This is a genomic window from Serratia inhibens, assembly GCF_003591175.1.
Lineage (GTDB): Bacteria > Pseudomonadota > Gammaproteobacteria > Enterobacterales > Enterobacteriaceae > Serratia > Serratia inhibens.
On the sequence record NZ_QYYG01000004.1, the window covers coordinates 266,305 to 284,102 of the forward strand.

Sequence of the window (17,798 nt, forward strand, 5' to 3'; positions counted from 1 at the left end):
AAGCGTCGGCCCTTGTGGTATTAATGACCGTCCACAAAGACAATCTTCAGCACAAACAACAGCGCCACGACAACCACGCAGGGGCTGATTTCACGCCAGCGGCCGGTACCGAGCTTCATCACGCAGTAAGAAATAAAGCCCAGCGCGATGCCTTCGGTGATCGAGAAACTGAACGGCATCATCACCGCAGTGACAAACGCCGGCACTGCCTCGGTCAGATCGTCCCATTTCACGCGCGCCAGGCTGGATGTCATCAGCACGCCAACGTAGATCAACGCGCCGGCGGCGGCATAAGCCGGCACCATGCCCGCCAGCGGCGACAGGAAGATCACCAGCAGGAACAGAATACCGGTCACCACCGCAGTCAGGCCGGTGCGGCCGCCAACGGATACGCCGGCAGAGCTTTCAATGTACGCAGTGACGGAAGAGGTGCCGACAAACGAACCGGCAACCGAACTGATGCTGTCCACATACAACGCCTGTTTCATACGCGGGAACTTGCCCTTGTCGTCGGTCAGCCCAGCCTTGTCGGTCACGCCAATCAGGGTGCCGGAAGAGTCGAACAGGTTAACCAGCATAAAGGAGAAGATCACCCCGGCCAGGCCGATATTCAGCGCTCCGGCCAGATCAACCTGACCCACCACCGAAGTAATACTCGGCGGCATGGAGAACAGGCCACCGTATTTGACATCGCCCAGCGCCCAGCCGATCAGAGTGGTTACCACGATGGAAACCAGCACCGCCGCATGGAAATTGCGTGAGGACAGCACGGCGATGATAAAGAAGCCCAGCGCGCCCAACAGCACGTTGTGCGAGGTCAGGTTGCCGATGGTGACCAGAGTGTCCGGATTGGCCACCACGATACCGGCGTTTTTCAGCCCCATCATGCCGATGAACAGGCCGATACCGCTGGTGATCCCCACCCGCAGGCTCATCGGAATGTTGGCAATCATCCAGTAACGAACACGGAAAATGGTCAGCAGCAGCAAACCGACGGCGCCCCAGAAAATAGCGCCCATGCCGATCTGCCACGAAATGCCCATCGCGCCAACCACCACAAATGCGAAGAACGCATTCAGGCCCATCGCCGGTGCCAGCGCCACCGGCAGGTTAGCCAGCAGGCCCATAAAAATGCTGCCAAAAGCGGCAATCAGACAGGTCGTTACGAACACCGCCTGCGTATCCATGCCCGCCGCGCCCAGGATCTGGGGGTTAACGAACACGATATACACCATGGTCAAAAAGGTAGTAATACCGGCAATCGTTTCCGTACGCGCCGTGGTTCCATGCTGCTTGAGTTTAAACACGCGCCCAAGCAAGCCTTGCTCAACGTCAAGGCCAGATACTGGTTTGCTCATTATCAGAATTCCGAAGAGGGGAATGGACAGTCGTTGGCTATCCTATAACAAAAAGTCTGGCTTTTGACGCGGGTCACAGGTTTTTTTCGCCGTCTTTACGGCCAAAGTAGTCAACAGACTGTATTTATTGATATTCATCGGCAAAGTGGATTAAGGAGTCGCAATATTGCCTGATGCGGTTAAAGTGGTTTTATCGCCGCTTAACCGAAGGACGCTTACCCTGATGAATCAGATTGACTGCATTTTGTTTGATTGCGACGGCACGCTGGTAGACAGCGAGGTGCTGTGCAGCAAGGCTTATGTGCATATGTTCGCCCACTATGGCCTTGAGCTGTCGCTGGAAGAGATGTTCAGGAAATACAAAGGAATAAAACTGTACGAGATCATCGAGCAGGTTAATGCGGAACACGGCGTAGCGCTGCCGAAAGAGGAACTGGAACCCTTATATCGCCGGGAAGTGGCTCGCCTGTTCGACAACGAACTGCAGGAGATCGCCGGTGCACGCGAGCTGCTGGCTCAGGTAGCCGTGCCGATGTGCACCGTATCCAACGGCCCGGTCAGCAAAATGCAGCACTCGCTCGGCCTGACCGGCATGCTGAACTATTTTGATGACCGATTTTTCAGCGGTTATGACATCCAGCGTTGGAAACCCGACCCCGCGATCCTGTTCCACGCCGCCGAAAAAATGCAGGTCCCCATTGAACGCTGCATTCTGGTGGATGACTCCGCCGCCGGTGCCCAGGCCGGGATCGCCGCCGGTATTCCGGTGTTTTACTTCTGTGCCGATCCGCACAACCAGCCTATCGAAAATCCGCTGGTAACGCCGTTTGACGACCTGGCCCAACTCCCGGCGTTATGGCGTGAACGCGGCTGGCGATTGACCCGTTAATCGGCCCCGATCAACTCGCCGGCAGCGGCGGTTTGTTGCGCCACCAACGCCAGGAGCGTTTTATTGCCCTGGCCTGCGGGCTGAGGCGGCGGTTGACCGCATTGGCCAGCAGATCGAGCGCCAGGCAGAACACGAAGTACACCAAGGCGACGAACAGGAAGACTTCCATCGGGTACACCATGCTGCGATTATTGACCTGGGTTGCCAGAAAGGTCAGTTCGCTGACGCCGACGATATAAGCCAGCGAGGTGTCCTTGATCAGGGAAATCCACTGGTTGATAAACGACGGCACCATCATGCGCAACGCCTGCGGCAGCACAATCATGCGCAGCGTTTGCCAGCGGGTCAGCCCCAGCGACAAACCGGCCTGCCATTGGCCGGGGCCAATGGCGACAATGCCTGCTTTCACTGCATGGGCCAGATAGGCCGAGGCGATCAGTGCCAATGCGCAGACCACGGTGGTGATCTCCGGAATATCCACGCCAAACAGGATCGGCAGCAAGAAATAAGTCCAAAAAATCAGCATGATCACCGGAATAGCGCGGAAAAAGCCCAGTACCGCAGCCAATAACCCGGCAGCTACACCGCGCGACATCGCCAACGCCACGCCCAGCAGCGTACCGAGGACAGCCGAAGCTATACCGGCCATCAGGCTGATCGCCAGCGTCAACGCCGCGCCGCCCAACGGCCCATCCGGCCAGGTGCCCCACAGCAAATACCCCAGATTGTCGTAAATAACGCTGAAATCCATGTTAGTGCCCTCTCAGGGGTTTACGCTGCTGCCGCCACATGCCCCAGCCTTCCAACAACGCAATGATGGCGATGTACAACACCGTCGCGACGCCGAACGCCTGGAAGGTGCGCAGCGTTTCGGTTTCCACCTGACGCGAGGCGTAAGACAGCTCGGCAACGCCGATCGCCATGGTCAGCGAAGAGTTTTTTATCACGTTCATGTATTGGCCCAGCAGCGGCGGAAAGGCAATTTTCAGCGCCTGCGGCAACACCACGTAGCGCATGGCCTGCCAACCGGTCAGCCCCAGCGCGTTAGCGGCGTATTTTTGTCCGCCGGCGACGCCGCGAATGCCGGAACGGATCTCTTCGGCGATAAAGGCGGAGGAATACAGCGTCAGGCCAAAGAAGCCGGCGAGGAATTCGAACGACGGCCAGGCGATTGGCCCAATTTGATGCGAAGCGTTCAGCCATTGCATGGCGGCGGAAGGCAGGATCTGCCCAGCGGCAAAATACCAGAAGAACAGCTGTACCAGCAGCGGCGTATTGCGAAACAACGAACTGTAACCCACCGCCAGCCAGCGCAGCGGGCGCAGGCTACTGTCGCGCATCGCCGTCAGTATCAAGCCCAACAGCGTGGCCGCCAGGCTCGCGCAAGCGGAAAGCCACAGCGTCAGCAGGAAGCCATCCCATAACCAGCCCAGATACTGAGGTGCCAGCAGCCAGTCCAAATTCATGTTCAATCCTTGTTTTGCCAAATGCATCAGGGGCGCAGCAAGCTGCGCCCCTCCGTTCAGATCTCGGCACTCCAGATCGTCAGGCTTTTGGCTGTTGATCCAAAGGCGCTATCTTGAAATCGCCGCGCGGCTGGGCGGTTTTGGTTTCCGGACCGAACCAGCGGTCGTAGATCTTAACCGCTTCGCCGTCTTTTTCCAGCTTGATCAGCGTGTCGTTAATGCTGGCCGTCAGACGATCTTCCCCTTTTGGAATACCGACGCCCTGGTACTCTTTGGTGATGCTGAACGGTGAGATCTCAAAATCGGCTTTCTGCGCCGCCGGCAGGTTGCCGAGCAGGCCAACCAGCTTGGCGTCATCCTGAGTGATCGCCTGTACGTTACCGTTACGCAACGCCACAAAGGCCAGCGGGGTATCGTCGTAAGAGATCACTTTTGCGGTTGGGTAATGTTCACGCAGGGTGATTTCCTGCACCGTCCCTTTATCCGCACCTATGCGCAGCTTTTTAATGTCTTCCGGGGTTTTCAGTACGCCTTTACGGGCAATAAATTTCTGGCCGGTGGCGAAATAAGGCACGCTGAAGTTCACTTCCTTGGCGCGCTCGTCGGTAATGGTGAAGTTGGCGGCGATCAAATCGACCTTCCTGGATACCAGCAAAGGAATGCGGTTAGCCGGATTGGTGGCGCGCAGCTCAACCTTCACGCCCAGAGCCTTGCCGATCGCGTCTGCAACATCAACGTCATAGCCGACCAACTTTTTGCTTTGCGGATCGATATAGCCGAACGGCGGGTTGCTGTCGAACACCGCGATACGCACTACGCCGGCTTTTTTGATGTCGTCGAGTTTGTCCGCATGTGCGGCGCCGGTGGCGAGGCTAGTCAGGCTGGCTAACAAAGTTAAGGCCAAAGCGCGATGTTTCATGAAAAGCTCCTAAGTGGGTGATGTCCTGCTGGCTGATAAGCTAGCAAGAGCCGCTTAGGTCAGGAAATAATATAAAAAGCTATATTTATAACCTTTTTAACTTTAAGGACTTTAAATGGCATAAAGGCGCAGTTTTCTGCGCCTTCCGGGGAGTAACTAGCGGGGAAAATTACTCTTTTTTCTCTTCTTTGCCGTCGGAAGACAGCAGTTTTTCCAGCGCATCGCCGCCAATGTGGCGGAAATCCTGACCTTTCACGAAGTAGAAAATAAATTCGCAGATGTTCTGGCATCGGTCACCGATACGCTCGATCGAACGGGCGCAGAACAGCGCAGTCAGCACGCTTGGAATGGTGCGGGTGTCTTCCATCATGTACGTCATCAACTGACGGACAATGCCCTCATACTCCTGATCGACCTTCTTGTCTTCGCGGTATATCCGGATAGCCTCATCCAGATCCATGCGCGCAAAGGCGTCCAGCACGTCATGCAGCATCTGTACGGTATGGCGGCCAAGCGACTCCAGGCTGACCAGCAACGGCTGATGCTGGTGCGAGAATTTCTCGAGCGCGGTACGACAAATTTTATCCGCCACGTCGCCGATACGTTCCAGCTCGGAGATGGTCTTGATGATCGCCATCACCAGGCGCAGGTCGCTGGCGGTCGGCTGACGCTTGGCAATGATGCGCACGCAAGCTTCGTCGATCGCCACTTCCATCATATTGACCTTGGCGTCACCTTCAATAACGCGTTTGGCCAATTCACCGTCCTGATTGTGCATCGCGGTGATAGCGTCGGTCAGTTGCTGTTCCACCAGCCCGCCCATGGTCAACACCTGGGTACGGATATGCTCAAGTTCTGCGTTGAACTGGCCGGAAATGTGTTTATTTAAATTCAGGTTGTCCATTTGGGTTCCCGTAATCAACCGTAGCGGCCGGTGATGTAGTCTTCGGTCTGTTTTTTCTGTGGCGCAGTGAACAGGTTATCAGTATCACTGAACTCGATCAGTTCGCCCAGATACATAAATGCCGTGGAGTCAGAGCAACGCGCGGCCTGCTGCATGTTGTGGGTCACAATCACCACGGTGTAGTCAGACTTCAGTTCGCTGATCAGCTCTTCTATTTTGCCGGTGGAGATGGGATCCAGCGCCGAGCATGGCTCATCCAGCAATAAGACGTCCGGACGGATGGCGATGCCGCGTGCGATGCACAGGCGCTGTTGCTGACCGCCGGACAGGCTGTAACCGCTCTGGTGCAGCTTGTCCTTGGTCTCGTTCCACAACGCCGCCTTGGTCAACGCCCACTGTACGCGCTCATCCATGTCGGCACGCGACAGCTTTTCAAACAGACGTACGCCGAAGGCGATATTGTCGTAAATCGACATCGGGAACGGCGTCGGTTTCTGGAACACCATACCGACCTTGGCGCGCAGCAGAGCGATATCCGAGTTATCGGTCAGAATGTTCTGCCCATCCAGCAGGATGCCGCCTTCAGCACGCTGCTCGGGATACAGCTGATACATTTTGTTGAAAGTACGCAGCAGAGTGGACTTGCCGCAGCCGGACGGGCCGATAAACGCGGTGACCTTGTTCTTGGCAATGTCCAGCGTGATGTTTTTCAGCGCATGGAATTTGCCATAGTAGAAGTTCAGATCGCGTACCTGAATTTTGCTGCTGGAAGCGTCAGTAACCATACTCATCAAGACTTCTCTCTTTTCATCAGCGCCGCCACGGCAGCGCTCAAAATTTTATGAATGCTTCTGCTTGGCGAAAACCACACGCGCCAGGATATTCAGTAACAGTACACACAGGGTAATCAACAGCACCCCGGCCCAGGCCAACTGCTGCCATTCGGCGAACGGGCTCATGGCGAATTTGAAAATGGTGACCGGCAGGTTGGCGATCGGCTGCATCAGGTCGGTGCTCCAGAACTGATTCGACAGCGACGTAAACAGCAGCGGTGCGGTTTCCCCGGCGATACGCGCAATGGCCAGCAACACGCCGGTAATAATGCCGGAGATCGAGGCTTTCAGCGTGATGGCAGAAATCATGCGCCATTTCGGCGTACCCAGCGCGTAAGCCGCCTCACGCAGCGTATCCGGCACCAGTTTCAACATGTTCTCGGTGGTACGGATTACGATCGGCACCTGCAGCAGCGCCAGCGCGATAATCCCGGCCCAGCCGGAGAAGTGTTCCATTTTCGCCACCACAATGGTGTAGACGAACAGGCCCACGACTATCGATGGCGCCGACAGCAGAATGTCGTTAATAAAGCGGATGACTTCCGCCAACCAGGATTTACGGCCGTACTCCGCCAGGTAAATGCCGGCCATGATGCCCAGCGGCGTACCGAACACGGTGGCCCACAGGATCAACAAGCCGCTACCGGCGATGGCGTTGGCCAGGCCGCCGCCTGCGGTGTTCGGCGGCGGCGTCATTTCGGTGAACAGCGCCAACGACATGCCGTCGATGCCTTTGGTCACGGTGGAGAACAGGATCCACACCAGCCAGAACAGGCCGAATACCATGGTCGCCATCGACAGGAACAGCGCCAGCCGGTTTTTCTGGCGGCGCCAGGCCTGCATTTTGCGGCGGCTTTCCAACAGCGCCAGGTCGTTTTGCATTTCCATAGTCGCCACGTTAGCGCCCCTCTTTCTTGGCCAGACGCATGATCATCAACTTCGACAGCGCCAGGACGATAAAGGTGATAACAAACAGAATCAGGCCCAGCTCCATCAGCGCGGCGGTATGCACTCCCGATTCCGCTTCGGCGAATTCGTTGGCCAGCGCAGAGGTAATGCTGTTACCCGGCATATACAGTGAAGCGCTGTCGAGCTGGTAGGTGTTACCGATGATGAAGGTCACCGCCATGGTTTCCCCCAGCGCGCGGCCCAGTCCCAGCATCACGCCGCCAATCACGCCATTCTTGGTAAACGGCAGCACGATACGCCACATCACCTCCCAGGTGGTGCAGCCGATACCGTAAGCCGACTCTTTCATCATCACCGGGGTTTGTTCGAACACGTCGCGCATTACCGCAGCGATGTAAGGAATAATCATAATCGCCAGGATCACCCCGGCAGCCAGAATACCGATACCGAACGCCGGGCCAGAGAACAGCTCACCGACAATCGGAATGCCGGACAGCACGTCGCCGACCGGGGTCTGGAAATATTCGGCAAACAGCGGGGCGAACACGAACAGGCCCCACATGCCGTAAACGATACTCGGGATTGCCGCCAGCAACTCAATAGCGATGCCCAGTGGGCGTCTCAACCAGTTTGGCGCCAGCTCGGTCAGGAACAGTGCGATACCGAAACTCACGGGTACGGCAATAATCAGGGCAATCAGCGACGTGACGACGGTACCGTAAATCGGAACCAGCGCACCGAACTGCTCAGCAGGCGCGTCCCATTCTTTGGTCCACAGGAAAGAGAAGCCGAATTTCTGCATGCTCGGCCAGGAGGCGAAAATCAGCGAAACAATAATGCCGCCCAGCAACAATAGGGTAATCAGCGCCGCCAGTTTGACCAGCGCGCTGAAGATGACATCACCATTTTTACTCGGTGCTTTAATGGTCGGCTTATACTCAGCCATAGATCACTCTCTGTTTTAACCCTGGCGAGCTCAATGGGTGAGCCCTGCAAAATAGGCTGGAGCGCGGTGAACCGCGCCCCTGCGTTCTTTAGTACAGTGCTTTACCGGAACTGTCTTTTACGTTGGTTTTCCATGCTGCACGTACCTGCTCAACCACTTCGTCAGGCAGAGAGGCGTAATCCAGATCGTTGGCCTGCTTGGCGCCGGTTTTGTACGCCCAGTCAAAGAACTTCAGCACTTCTGCGCCCTGAGCCGGGTTTTTCTGCTCTTTGTGCACCAGGATGAAGGTGGTGGAGGTGATTGGCCACGCGTCATCGCCTTTCTGGTTAGTCAGGTCCTGCGCGAAAGTTTTGCTCCAGTCCACGCCTTTAGCCGCGTTGCTGAAACTCTCTTCAGTCGGGCTGACCGGCTTGCCGTCGGCAGAAATCAGCTTGGTGTAAGCCAGGTTGTTTTGCTTGGCGTAAGCGTATTCAACGTAACCGATAGAACCAGGCAGACGCTGTACGAACGCGGCAATGCCGTCGTTGCCTTTGCCGCCCAGACCGGTTGGCCAGTTAACGGTAGAGCCTGCGCCGATTTTCTCTTTCCACTGCGCGTTGGCTTTAGCCAGGTAGCTGGTGAACACGAAAGAGGTGCCTGAACCGTCAGCGCGGCGTACCACGGCGATATTCTGATCCGGCAGCTTGACGCCCGGGTTCAGCTTGGTGATTGCCGGGTCATTCCATTTCTTCACGTTGCCCAGGTAGATGTCACCCAGCGTTTTACCGTCCAGGGTCAATTCACCGGATTTGATGCCCGGGATGTTTACGGCCAGCACCACGCCACCGATCACGGTAGGGAACTGGAACAGGCCGTCAGCCGCCAGTTTGTCGTCAGACAACGGGGCATCAGAGGCACCAAAGTCAACGGTGTTGGCGATGATTTGCTTCACGCCGCCAGAGGAACCGATCCCCTGATAGTTAACTTTGTTGCCGGTTTCTTTCTGATAAGAATCTGCCCACTTGGCATACACCGGAGCGGGGAATGTCGCACCTGCACCGGTCAGGCTGGCAGCAGCGAACGCGGACACGGCGGTCAGGGAGAAAGTCGCTGCCACAATACTGGCGACGGTGGTACGCATCAGTTTCATAATCCCTCCTAATGGGATATTCAAAAATCGACTTCAAGTCGTTTTCATCAGAGTAAGTATTGCTGCAGGAGGGAAAATAGGACAGTTTGGTGACAGTAAAATGTACGAAATATGACAGTTATATTACAACGCCAAACAATCGATTAATATAGTATAAAAATCATGATGTTAAACACAAAAACACACAATAATTAATCAATAAAAAACCGTTGCCGACGCAGCTATCCGCTTGAAAACGACAACTTTTATCCTCTGTGTCACAGTATTGTCATCGTTGATTCGGTAATGCAAAAAGCCGGCGCTCAGGCCGGCTTTTCAAACATAACAGCAGTTGATTACTCTACCGTGACGGACTTCGCCAGGTTACGCGGCTGGTCAACGTCGGTGCCTTTGATCAGCGCCACGTGATAGGACAGCAGCTGCAACGGCACGGTGTAGAAGATTGGCGCCACGATTTCTTCCACGTGCGGCAATGGAATGATGGTCATCCCTTCGCTGCTGACAAAGCCGGCATCCTGATCGGCGAACACGTACAGCTGGCCGCCGCGCGCGCGCACTTCTTCGATGTTGGACTTCAGTTTTTCCAGCAGTTCGTTGTTCGGCGCCACCACGATGACCGGCATATCGGCGTCGATCAACGCCAGCGGGCCATGTTTCAGCTCGCCTGCCGCATAGGCTTCCGCGTGAATGTAGGAGATCTCTTTCAGCTTCAGTGCACCTTCCATGGCGATCGGGTACTGATCGCCACGGCCAAGGAACAGCGCGTGATGCTTGTCGGAGAAACCTTCCGCCAGCGCTTCAATGTTTTTGTCCAGCGACAGCATCTGTTCGATACGCGCCGGCAACGCCTGCAGAGCATGCACGATTTCATGCTCAACGCTTTCCGCCATGCCTTTCAGACGACCCAAACGCGCCACCAGCATCAACAACACCGCAAGCTGGGTGGTGAAGGCTTTGGTAGAGGCTACGCCGATTTCAGTGCCGGCTTTGGTCATCAGCGCCAAATCGGACTCACGCACCAGCGAAGAACCGGCCACGTTACACACCGCCAGGGAACCGAGGTAACCCAACTCTTTAGACAGACGCAACGCCGCCAGGGTATCGGCGGTTTCACCAGACTGCGACAACGTGATGATCAGGCTGCCCGGGCGCACGGCAGATTTGCGGTAGCGGAATTCAGAGGCAATTTCGACGTCGCAAGGCACGCCGGCCAGCGCTTCGAACCAATAACGCGCCACCATACCGGAGTGGTAAGAGGTGCCGCAGGCGATGATTTGTACGTGCTGCACTTTAGCCAGCAATTCATCGGCGCGCGGACCCAGCTCGCTCAGGTTGATTTGGCCATGGCTGAAACGCCCTTCCAGGGTGTTTTTCAGTGCCAGCGGCTGTTCGTAGATCTCTTTTTGCATGTAGTGACGGTAAGCGCCTTTGTCACCGGCGTCATACTGCACTTTGGATTCGATCTCAGGGCGCTCGATGGCGTTCCCCTGTTTGTCGAAAATGCTGACGGTGCGGCGGGTCACTTCCACCACGTCGCCTTCTTCCAGGAAGATAAAGCGGCGGGTTACCGGCAGCAGAGCCAGCTGATCGGAAGCGATAAAGTTTTCGCCCACGCCGCGGCCGATAACCAACGGGCTACCGGAACGCGCAGCCACCAGCACGCTGGGATCGCGGCTGTCCATGACCACGGTGCCGTAGGCGCCACGCAGCTGTGGGATCACGCGCTGAACCACTTCCAGCAGCGTACCGCCCTGGCGCTGTTCCCAATGCACCAGGTGTGCAATCACCTCGGTGTCGGTCTCAGAGCTGAAGTGATAACCGCGCTCGATCAGCAATTCACGCAGCGGTTCGTGGTTTTCGATGATGCCGTTATGCACCACGGTGATGTAATCGGAAACATGCGGGTGCGCATTCGCTTCGGTAGGTTCACCGTGCGTTGCCCAGCGGGTATGCGCAATACCGGTGCCACCGTGCAGTTCGTGTTGTTCTGCGGCTTCGGTCAATTTATGCACTTTGCCTACGCGGCGTAAACGGCTTACGTTGCCTTCGGCGTCAACCACCGCCAGACCGGCGGAGTCGTAACCGCGGTACTCGAGACGGCGTAACCCTTCCAACAGAATTTCTGCAATATCACGTTGCGCTACTGCGCCTACAATTCCACACATCAGTTGTATTCCTAATTAAACGCCTTTCGGGGCGCTTTCGATGTCTTGACCTGATTTTGCCGGTTTTTACCGTGCGTCCCCGAGCCTGTAGAGAATGGGGATTATTATGTTTTGTATTGGGCTCATCTTCGGAGCCCAATACAAAACATAATTTTTTAACTACCGCCCAATAGATTTCGGGTTGCAGCTAGGCGGCAAGTGCCAGAATCCCCAGGAGCTTACTCAAGTAAGTGACTGGGGTTCTGGCGTGAAGCCAACAACGCTGCAGCTCGAAAGATGAAGGGCTATCTCTTTTTCACCGGGCGCTGCCAGCCCTGGATATGCACCTGCTTGACGCGGCTCAGCACCAGCTCGTTTTCAGCGATATCACGGGTGACCGTGGTGCCCGCAGCAATGGTGGAACCTTTGCCAACGGAAACCGGTGCCACCAGTTGGGTGTCGGAACCGACAAACACGCCGTCGCCAATAACGGTTTTATGCTTATTGGCGCCATCATAGTTACAGGTAATGGTACCAGCGCCGATATTCACATCATCGCCAATTTCGGCATCGCCCAGGTAGCTCAGATGGCCTGCTTTAGAGCCTTTACCCAGACGCGCTTTTTTTATCTCCACGAAATTACCGACGTGAGCGCCTTCCGCCAATTCTGCGCCCGGGCGTAAACGGGCAAAAGGCCCCACCGTACAGGCCGCTTCCAGCACCGCATCTTCCAGCACGCTGTAGGGGCTGATTTCGCAGTCATCACCGATCACGCAGTTTTTCAGTACGCAGCCGGCACCGATCTTCACCCGATCCCCCAGCTTTACCGATCCTTCGATGATGACATTAGCATCAATAGAGATATCGCGGCCGTGCACAAGTTCCCCACGCAGGTCAAAACGCGCCGGATCCAGCAGCATTACGCCTGCCAGCAGCAATTTTTCAGATTGTTCTGCCTGATAGATACGCTCAAGCCGTGACAGCTGCAGCCGGTTATTCACGCCTTCCACTTCGCTCAGGCGTGACGGATGCACCGCTTCAATTTTCTTACCGTCGGCATGGGCCAGCGCAATGATATCCGTGATGTAGAATTCACCCTGCGCATTGTCGTTGTTCAGCATCCCCAGCCAGCGCTTCAGATCGCGCCCATTAGCGACCAAAATACCGGTATTGATTTCAGTAATCTGGCGCTGGGCTTCGCTGGCATCCTTGTGCTCAACGATACCCACTACATCGTCGTTCTCACGCACGATGCGGCCGTAACCGCTTGGGTCAGCCAGCTTCACCGTCAGCAGGCCAATGCCACCCTGCGGCTTCGCCGCCAGCAGGCGCGTGAGCGTATCGACGGAGATCAACGGCACGTCGCCGTATAGCATCAGGACGTCTTCATCATCGGCAAAATGCGGCGCAGCCTGCTGCATGGCATGGCCGGTGCCCAGCTGCTCGGCCTGCAACACCCAGTTCAAGGCCTCGTCGGTCAAGGTGCTTTTCAGCAGGTCACCACCGTGGCCGTACACCAGATGGACGTTTTTCGCGCCCAGTTTCATCGCGGCATCAATGACGTGCTGCACCATCGGCTTGCCGGCCAACGGATGTAACACTTTGGGAAGATCGGAATACATGCGTGTTCCCTTGCCCGCGGCGAGGATCACCACACTCATTGCGCTGTTCGACATAAGCAACCTGATAACTCCATTTTGATAGACGAAAGTAGAACCCTTTAGTGACGATATTACTACATATTTCTCTGCACGAACCCGGCGCAAGCCATGTGGCACTAGGCGTGCCGCAGCTCAGGCTGACACCCTGCCATCCTGGGCATAACTGTCGGCAATCGGAGACATTTTTAGCCTGTGCCAAGAGTTATACATCACAATGCCCAGCAGGCTGAAACGCTTATTTTAAAGCAAAAAAAAAGCGACCATATAGGCCGCTTTCTTAATTTTAGCTGCGTTATGCACGCGCTAAAATATTACATCGATCTTCTGGTAAGCTCGATAACGCGCAGTTTCGCGATCGCTTTCGCCAGTTCTGCAGATGCCTGAGCATAGTCGACATCGCCATGAGAGCTGCTGATATGCTCTTCAGCTTTACGCTTAGCTTCCAGCGCTCTCGCTTCGTCGAGGTCCGTTCCACGGATAGCAGTGTCAGCCAGCACGGTTACCACGCTCGGTTGTACCTCAAGGATACCACCGGACAGGTAGATGAACTCTTCTTCACCGTGCTGTTTAACAATACGCACCATGCCAGGCTTGATGGCAGTCAGCAGCGGCGCATGGCCAGGGAAAATCCCCAGTTCGCCTTCGCTACCTGTCACCTGGATCTTTTGCACCAGGCCGGAAAACATATGTTTTTCCGCGCTGACTACATCCAGATGGTAAGTCATAGCCATATCACCCTCCTCTCAAGACGTTACAGTTTCTTGGCTTTTTCCACTGCTTCTTCAATGGTGCCAACCATGTAGAACGCTTGTTCAGGCAGGTGGTCATAGTCGCCGTCCATAATGCCTTTGAAACCACGAATGGTGTCTTTCAGCGATACGAACTTGCCCGGAGAACCGGTAAAGACTTCTGCCACGAAGAACGGCTGAGACAGGAAGCGTTGGATTTTACGCGCACGGGATACGACCAGTTTGTCTTCTTCTGACAGCTCGTCCATACCCAGAATTGCGATGATATCTTTCAGTTCCTGGTAACGTTGCAGAATGGACTGCACGCCACGCGCTACATCGTAGTGCTCCTGGCCAACTACCAGCGGATCCAATTGACGGCTGGTGGAATCCAGCGGGTCAACGGCCGGGTAGATACCCAGAGAAGCGATATTACGGCTCAGTACCACGGTTGCGTCCAAGTGGGCAAAGGTGGTGGCTGGTGACGGGTCAGTCAAGTCATCCGCAGGAACGTAAACGGCCTGTACGGAGGTGATAGAACCGGTCTTGGTAGAGGTGATACGTTCTTGCAGAACGCCCATCTCTTCCGCCAGCGTTGGCTGATAACCTACCGCAGATGGCATACGGCCCAGAAGTGCGGACACTTCGGTACCGGCCAGGGTATAACGATAGATGTTATCAACGAACAGCAGAACGTCGCGGCCTTCGTCACGGAATTTCTCCGCCATGGTCAGACCGGTCAGAGCAACGCGCAGACGGTTACCCGGTGGCTCGTTCATCTGGCCGTAAACCAGGGATACTTTGTCCAGTACGTTGGAGTCGTTCATTTCGTGGTAGAAGTCGTTACCCTCACGAGTACGTTCACCCACGCCTGCAAACACGGAATAACCGGAGTGCTCGATCGCGATGTTACGGATCAGCTCCATCATGTTTACAGTTTTACCCACGCCCGCACCGCCGAACAGACCGACTTTACCGCCCTTAGCGAACGGACAGATCAGGTCCATAACCTTGATACCGGTTTCCAGCAGATCCTGGGAGTTGGCCAAATCTTCGTAGCTTGGCGCCGGACGGTGAATTGCCCAACGTTCTTCTTCGCCGATGTCGCCTTTCATGTCGATTGGTTCACCCAATACGTTCATGATGCGGCCCAGGGTAGCTTTACCTACCGGTACTTCAATCGGGTGATCCAGGTCGATCACTTTCAGACCACGACGCAGACCATCAGAGGTCCCCATCGCGATACAGCGAACCACGCCACCGCCCAGCTGTTGCTGAACTTCCAGCACCAGCTTATCGGTACCGTTTTCTACCTCAAGAGCGTTGTACACTTTCGGTACGGCATCCTGAGGGAACTCGACGTCCACTACGGCGCCGATTACCTGGATAATCTTTCCAGTAGCCATCTTGAATCCTCTACGTAATTCGTAAACCTAGCTTAAACCGCGGAGGCTCCCGAAACGATCTCGGTGAGTTCCTGAGTGATGCTGGCCTGACGAGCCTTGTTGTATACCAACTGCAGCTCTTTGATCAGGCTACCGCCGTTATCGGTTGCGGCTTTCATCGCTACCATTCGTGCGGCCTGCTCGCTGGCCAGGTTTTCCACGACGCCCTGATAAACTTGCGATTCCACATAGCGGCGCAGCAAGGTATCAAGCAGCACTTTTGGATCGGGTTCATACAGGTAATCCCAGGACGTTTTCTTCAACTCACCGTCATCGGAAGGCGGTAACGGCAGCAGCTGAACGATCTGTGGTTCCTGGGACATCGTATTGACAAATTTGTTGCTGACAATGTACAGCTTGTCCAAACGACCTTCGTCGTAGGCTTGCAGCATCACTTTCACCGGCCCGATCAGATCCGACAGGGAAGGTTTATCCCCCATGCCGGTCACCTGGGCAACCACGTTGCCGCCCACGGAACCAAAGAAAGAAGCCGCTTTAGAGCCAATCAGCGCCAAATCAGCTTCGACGCCTTTTTCGGACCAGCCTTTCATCTCTGACAACAGCCGCTTGAACAGGTTGATGTTCAAACCGCCACAGAGACCACGGTCAGTAGACACCACCAGATACCCGACGCGCTTAACGTCACGCTCATCCAGGTACGGGTGCTTATATTCCAGATTACCCAACGCAAGGTGACCAATCACTTTGCGCATGGTCTCTGCATAAGGACGGCTGGCCGCCATGCGTTCCTGCGATTTACGCATTTTGGAGGCGGCGACCATTTCCATCGCTTTAGTGATCTTTTGCGTGTTTTGCACGCTCGCGATCTTACTACGTATCTCTTTTGCGCCGGCCATCTCTGCTTCTCCTCATTACCAGACGGCCTGCTGTCTTTCAACAGCAGGACCGTTAGGCGTTACCAGGACTGGGTTTTCTTGAAGGTCTCGAGGATAGCTTTCAGCTTGCCCTCGATCTCGTCATTGAAATTGCCAGTTTGGTTGATGTGGTTCAGCAACTCGGCATGCTCGCGGTCTGCGTAAGCAACCAGCGCGGCTTCGAAGCTCACGACTTTCGCGACTTCAACGTCGTTCAGGTAGCCACGTTCAGCGGCAAACAGCACCAGAGACTGTTGTGCGACGGACATCGGCGCATACTGTTTCTGTTTCAGCAGCTCGGTCACTTTCTGACCGTGGCTCAGCTGTTTGCGGGTCGCATCATCCAGATCGGAAGCGAACTGAGAGAACGCAGCCAGTTCACGGTACTGTGCCAGCGCGGTACGAATACCACCGGACAGTTTTTTCATGATCTTGGTTTGCGCTGCACCGCCCACACGGGATACAGAGATACCCGGGTTAACTGCCGGACGAATACCGGAGTTAAACAGGTTGGATTCCAGGAAGATCTGACCATCGGTAATCGAGATTACGTTGGTCGGAACGAACGCGGAAACGTCACCCGCCTGGGTTTCAATGATCGGCAGAGCGGTCAGTGAACCGGTTTGACCTTTGACTTCACCTTTGGTGAAGGCTTCGACGTAGTCGGCGTTTACACGCGCAGCACGCTCCAGCAAACGGGAGTGGAGGTAGAATACGTCGCCTGGGTAAGCTTCACGACCTGGTGGACGACGAAGCAGCAGGGAGATCTGACGATAAGCAACGGCCTGTTTGGACAGGTCATCGTAAACAATCAGTGCATCTTCGCCGCGGTCACGGAAGTATTCACCCATTGCGCAACCGGCATATGGCGCCAGATATTGCAGTGCAGCGGACTCAGACGCGGTAGCAACCACAACGATGGTGTTTGCCAATGCGCCGTGCTCTTCCAGTTTGCGAACCACGTTAGCGATGGTGGACGCTTTCTGGCCGATAGCCACGTAAACACATTTGATACCGGAGTCGCGTTGGTTGATGATCGCATCGATGGCCAGAGCGGTTTTACCGGTCTGACGGTCACCGATCACCAGCTCACGCTGACCACGGCCGATTGGAATCATCGCATCAACAGATTTGTAGCCAGTCTGAACCGGCTGATCAACGGATTGACGCTCGATAACACCAGGGGCAATAGCTTCAACCGGGGAGAAACCGTCGTTATCAACCGGGCCTTTACCGTCGATAGGTGCGCCCAAGGTGTTAACTACACGGCCCAGCAGGCCACGGCCAACCGGAACTTCCAGAATACGGCCGGTACATTTTACCTTCATGCCTTCGGCCAGATCCGCGTACGGACCCATAACCACGGCACCTACGGAGTCGCGCTCCAGGTTCAATGCGATTGCGTAACGGTTGCCTGGCAGCGCGATCATTTCGCCCTGCATAACTTCGGCCAGACCGTGTACGCGGATGATCCCGTCACTGACGGAAACAATAGTACCTTCATTGTGAGCTTCGCTCACCACATTGAACTGAGCAATGCGCTGCTTGATCAGTTCGCTGATTTCGGTGGAATTCAGTTGCATGCTCCAGTC

General features: G+C 55.4%; 16 protein-coding genes. 1 reads left to right on the forward strand and 15 read right to left on the reverse strand.

What is annotated here, in order from left to right; translation table 11 throughout:
* Positions 1 to 20: 20 nt before the first annotated feature.
* Positions 21 to 1,358, reverse strand: a complete 1,338-nt coding sequence (locus D4100_RS15795) for an NCS2 family permease (RefSeq protein ID WP_006321780.1) — start codon at positions 1,356 to 1,358, stop codon at positions 21 to 23.
* 223 nt (positions 1,359 to 1,581) lie between these two features.
* On the opposite strand from D4100_RS15795, the gene yieH reads away from it, so the two are divergent.
* On the forward strand, positions 1,582 to 2,247 hold the full coding sequence (yieH, locus tag D4100_RS15800) for a 6-phosphogluconate phosphatase (RefSeq protein ID WP_119804750.1): 666 nt from the start codon (positions 1,582 to 1,584) through the stop codon (positions 2,245 to 2,247).
* Between the two features lie 10 nt (positions 2,248 to 2,257).
* Here the strand turns inward: yieH and D4100_RS15805 are convergent, their stop codons facing one another.
* The 14 genes from D4100_RS15805 to atpA form a co-directional block, all read right to left on the reverse strand.
* The gene (locus D4100_RS15805) at positions 2,258 to 2,998 is read right to left on the reverse strand and encodes an amino acid ABC transporter permease (protein ID WP_006321782.1); all 741 of its coding nucleotides are present in this window, start codon (positions 2,996 to 2,998) and stop codon (positions 2,258 to 2,260) included.
* Position 2,999: 1 nt separating this feature from the next.
* Positions 3,000 to 3,713, reverse strand: coding sequence for an amino acid ABC transporter permease (locus D4100_RS15810; RefSeq protein WP_119804751.1), 714 nt, complete (start codon positions 3,711 to 3,713; stop codon positions 3,000 to 3,002).
* Positions 3,714 to 3,792: 79 nt separating this feature from the next.
* Positions 3,793 to 4,632, reverse strand: coding sequence for an ABC transporter substrate-binding protein (locus D4100_RS15815; RefSeq protein ID WP_006321785.1), 840 nt, complete (start codon positions 4,630 to 4,632; stop codon positions 3,793 to 3,795).
* 169 nt (positions 4,633 to 4,801) lie between these two features.
* On the reverse strand, positions 4,802 to 5,536 hold the full coding sequence (gene phoU / locus D4100_RS15820; protein WP_006321786.1) for a phosphate signaling complex protein PhoU: 735 nt from the start codon (positions 5,534 to 5,536) through the stop codon (positions 4,802 to 4,804).
* 14 nt (positions 5,537 to 5,550) lie between these two features.
* A complete protein-coding gene (gene pstB / locus D4100_RS15825) occupies positions 5,551 to 6,321 on the reverse strand; it encodes a phosphate ABC transporter ATP-binding protein PstB (RefSeq protein WP_369982368.1) in 771 nt (256 codons plus the stop codon).
* Positions 6,322 to 6,375: 54 nt separating this feature from the next.
* Positions 6,376 to 7,266: a phosphate ABC transporter permease PstA gene (pstA, locus tag D4100_RS15830; RefSeq protein ID WP_006321787.1), complete on the reverse strand. Its 891-nt coding sequence runs from the start codon at positions 7,264 to 7,266 to the stop codon at positions 6,376 to 6,378.
* A 1-nt stretch (position 7,267) separates the two neighbouring features.
* Positions 7,268 to 8,224, reverse strand: coding sequence for a phosphate ABC transporter permease PstC (gene pstC, locus D4100_RS15835; RefSeq protein ID WP_006321788.1), 957 nt, complete (start codon positions 8,222 to 8,224; stop codon positions 7,268 to 7,270).
* Between the two features lie 88 nt (positions 8,225 to 8,312).
* On the reverse strand, positions 8,313 to 9,353 hold the full coding sequence (gene pstS / locus D4100_RS15840; RefSeq protein WP_006321789.1) for a phosphate ABC transporter substrate-binding protein PstS: 1,041 nt from the start codon (positions 9,351 to 9,353) through the stop codon (positions 8,313 to 8,315).
* Positions 9,354 to 9,688: 335 nt separating this feature from the next.
* Positions 9,689 to 11,518: a glutamine--fructose-6-phosphate transaminase (isomerizing) gene (glmS, locus tag D4100_RS15845; protein ID WP_006321790.1), complete on the reverse strand. Its 1,830-nt coding sequence runs from the start codon at positions 11,516 to 11,518 to the stop codon at positions 9,689 to 9,691.
* A 284-nt stretch (positions 11,519 to 11,802) separates the two neighbouring features.
* Positions 11,803 to 13,173 carry a bifunctional UDP-N-acetylglucosamine diphosphorylase/glucosamine-1-phosphate N-acetyltransferase GlmU gene (gene glmU / locus D4100_RS15850; protein ID WP_006321791.1) on the reverse strand — a complete coding sequence of 457 codons (1,371 nt, stop codon included), beginning with the start codon at positions 13,171 to 13,173 and terminating at the stop codon, positions 11,803 to 11,805.
* A 296-nt stretch (positions 13,174 to 13,469) separates the two neighbouring features.
* The gene (locus tag D4100_RS15855) at positions 13,470 to 13,889 is read right to left on the reverse strand and encodes a F0F1 ATP synthase subunit epsilon (RefSeq protein ID WP_004950490.1); all 420 of its coding nucleotides are present in this window, start codon (positions 13,887 to 13,889) and stop codon (positions 13,470 to 13,472) included.
* Positions 13,890 to 13,909: 20 nt separating this feature from the next.
* Positions 13,910 to 15,292 carry a F0F1 ATP synthase subunit beta gene (atpD, locus tag D4100_RS15860; protein ID WP_004950488.1) on the reverse strand — a complete coding sequence of 461 codons (1,383 nt, stop codon included), beginning with the start codon at positions 15,290 to 15,292 and terminating at the stop codon, positions 13,910 to 13,912.
* A 32-nt stretch (positions 15,293 to 15,324) separates the two neighbouring features.
* Positions 15,325 to 16,188 (reverse strand): F0F1 ATP synthase subunit gamma, encoded by an 864-nt coding sequence (gene atpG, locus D4100_RS15865; RefSeq protein WP_006321796.1) that lies wholly within the window; start codon positions 16,186 to 16,188, stop codon positions 15,325 to 15,327.
* 59 nt (positions 16,189 to 16,247) lie between these two features.
* Positions 16,248 to 17,789, reverse strand: coding sequence for a F0F1 ATP synthase subunit alpha (gene atpA, locus D4100_RS15870; RefSeq protein WP_006321797.1), 1,542 nt, complete (start codon positions 17,787 to 17,789; stop codon positions 16,248 to 16,250).
* Positions 17,790 to 17,798: the final 9 nt, after the last annotated feature.

Coding starts and splice junctions, on each gene's coding strand:
- D4100_RS15795 (WP_006321780.1), bottom strand. CDS start 1,358: ATGAGCAAACCAGTATCTGGCCTTGACGTTGAGCAAGGCTTGCTTGGG.
- yieH (WP_119804750.1), top strand. CDS start 1,582: ATGAATCAGATTGACTGCATTTTGTTTGATTGCGACGGCACGCTGGTA.
- D4100_RS15805 (WP_006321782.1), bottom strand. CDS start 2,998: ATGGATTTCAGCGTTATTTACGACAATCTGGGGTATTTGCTGTGGGGC.
- D4100_RS15810 (WP_119804751.1), bottom strand. CDS start 3,713: ATGAATTTGGACTGGCTGCTGGCACCTCAGTATCTGGGCTGGTTATGG.
- D4100_RS15815 (WP_006321785.1), bottom strand. CDS start 4,632: ATGAAACATCGCGCTTTGGCCTTAACTTTGTTAGCCAGCCTGACTAGC.
- phoU (WP_006321786.1), bottom strand. CDS start 5,536: ATGGACAACCTGAATTTAAATAAACACATTTCCGGCCAGTTCAACGCA.
- pstB (WP_369982368.1), bottom strand. CDS start 6,321: ATGGTTACTGACGCTTCCAGCAGCAAAATTCAGGTACGCGATCTGAAC.
- pstC (WP_006321788.1), bottom strand. CDS start 8,224: ATGGCTGAGTATAAGCCGACCATTAAAGCACCGAGTAAAAATGGTGAT.
- pstS (WP_006321789.1), bottom strand. CDS start 9,353: ATGAAACTGATGCGTACCACCGTCGCCAGTATTGTGGCAGCGACTTTC.
- glmS (WP_006321790.1), bottom strand. CDS start 11,518: ATGTGTGGAATTGTAGGCGCAGTAGCGCAACGTGATATTGCAGAAATT.
- glmU (WP_006321791.1), bottom strand. CDS start 13,173: ATGTCGAACAGCGCAATGAGTGTGGTGATCCTCGCCGCGGGCAAGGGA.
- D4100_RS15855 (WP_004950490.1), bottom strand. CDS start 13,889: ATGGCTATGACTTACCATCTGGATGTAGTCAGCGCGGAAAAACATATG.
- atpD (WP_004950488.1), bottom strand. CDS start 15,292: ATGGCTACTGGAAAGATTATCCAGGTAATCGGCGCCGTAGTGGACGTC.
- atpG (WP_006321796.1), bottom strand. CDS start 16,188: ATGGCCGGCGCAAAAGAGATACGTAGTAAGATCGCGAGCGTGCAAAAC.
- atpA (WP_006321797.1), bottom strand. CDS start 17,789: ATGCAACTGAATTCCACCGAAATCAGCGAACTGATCAAGCAGCGCATT.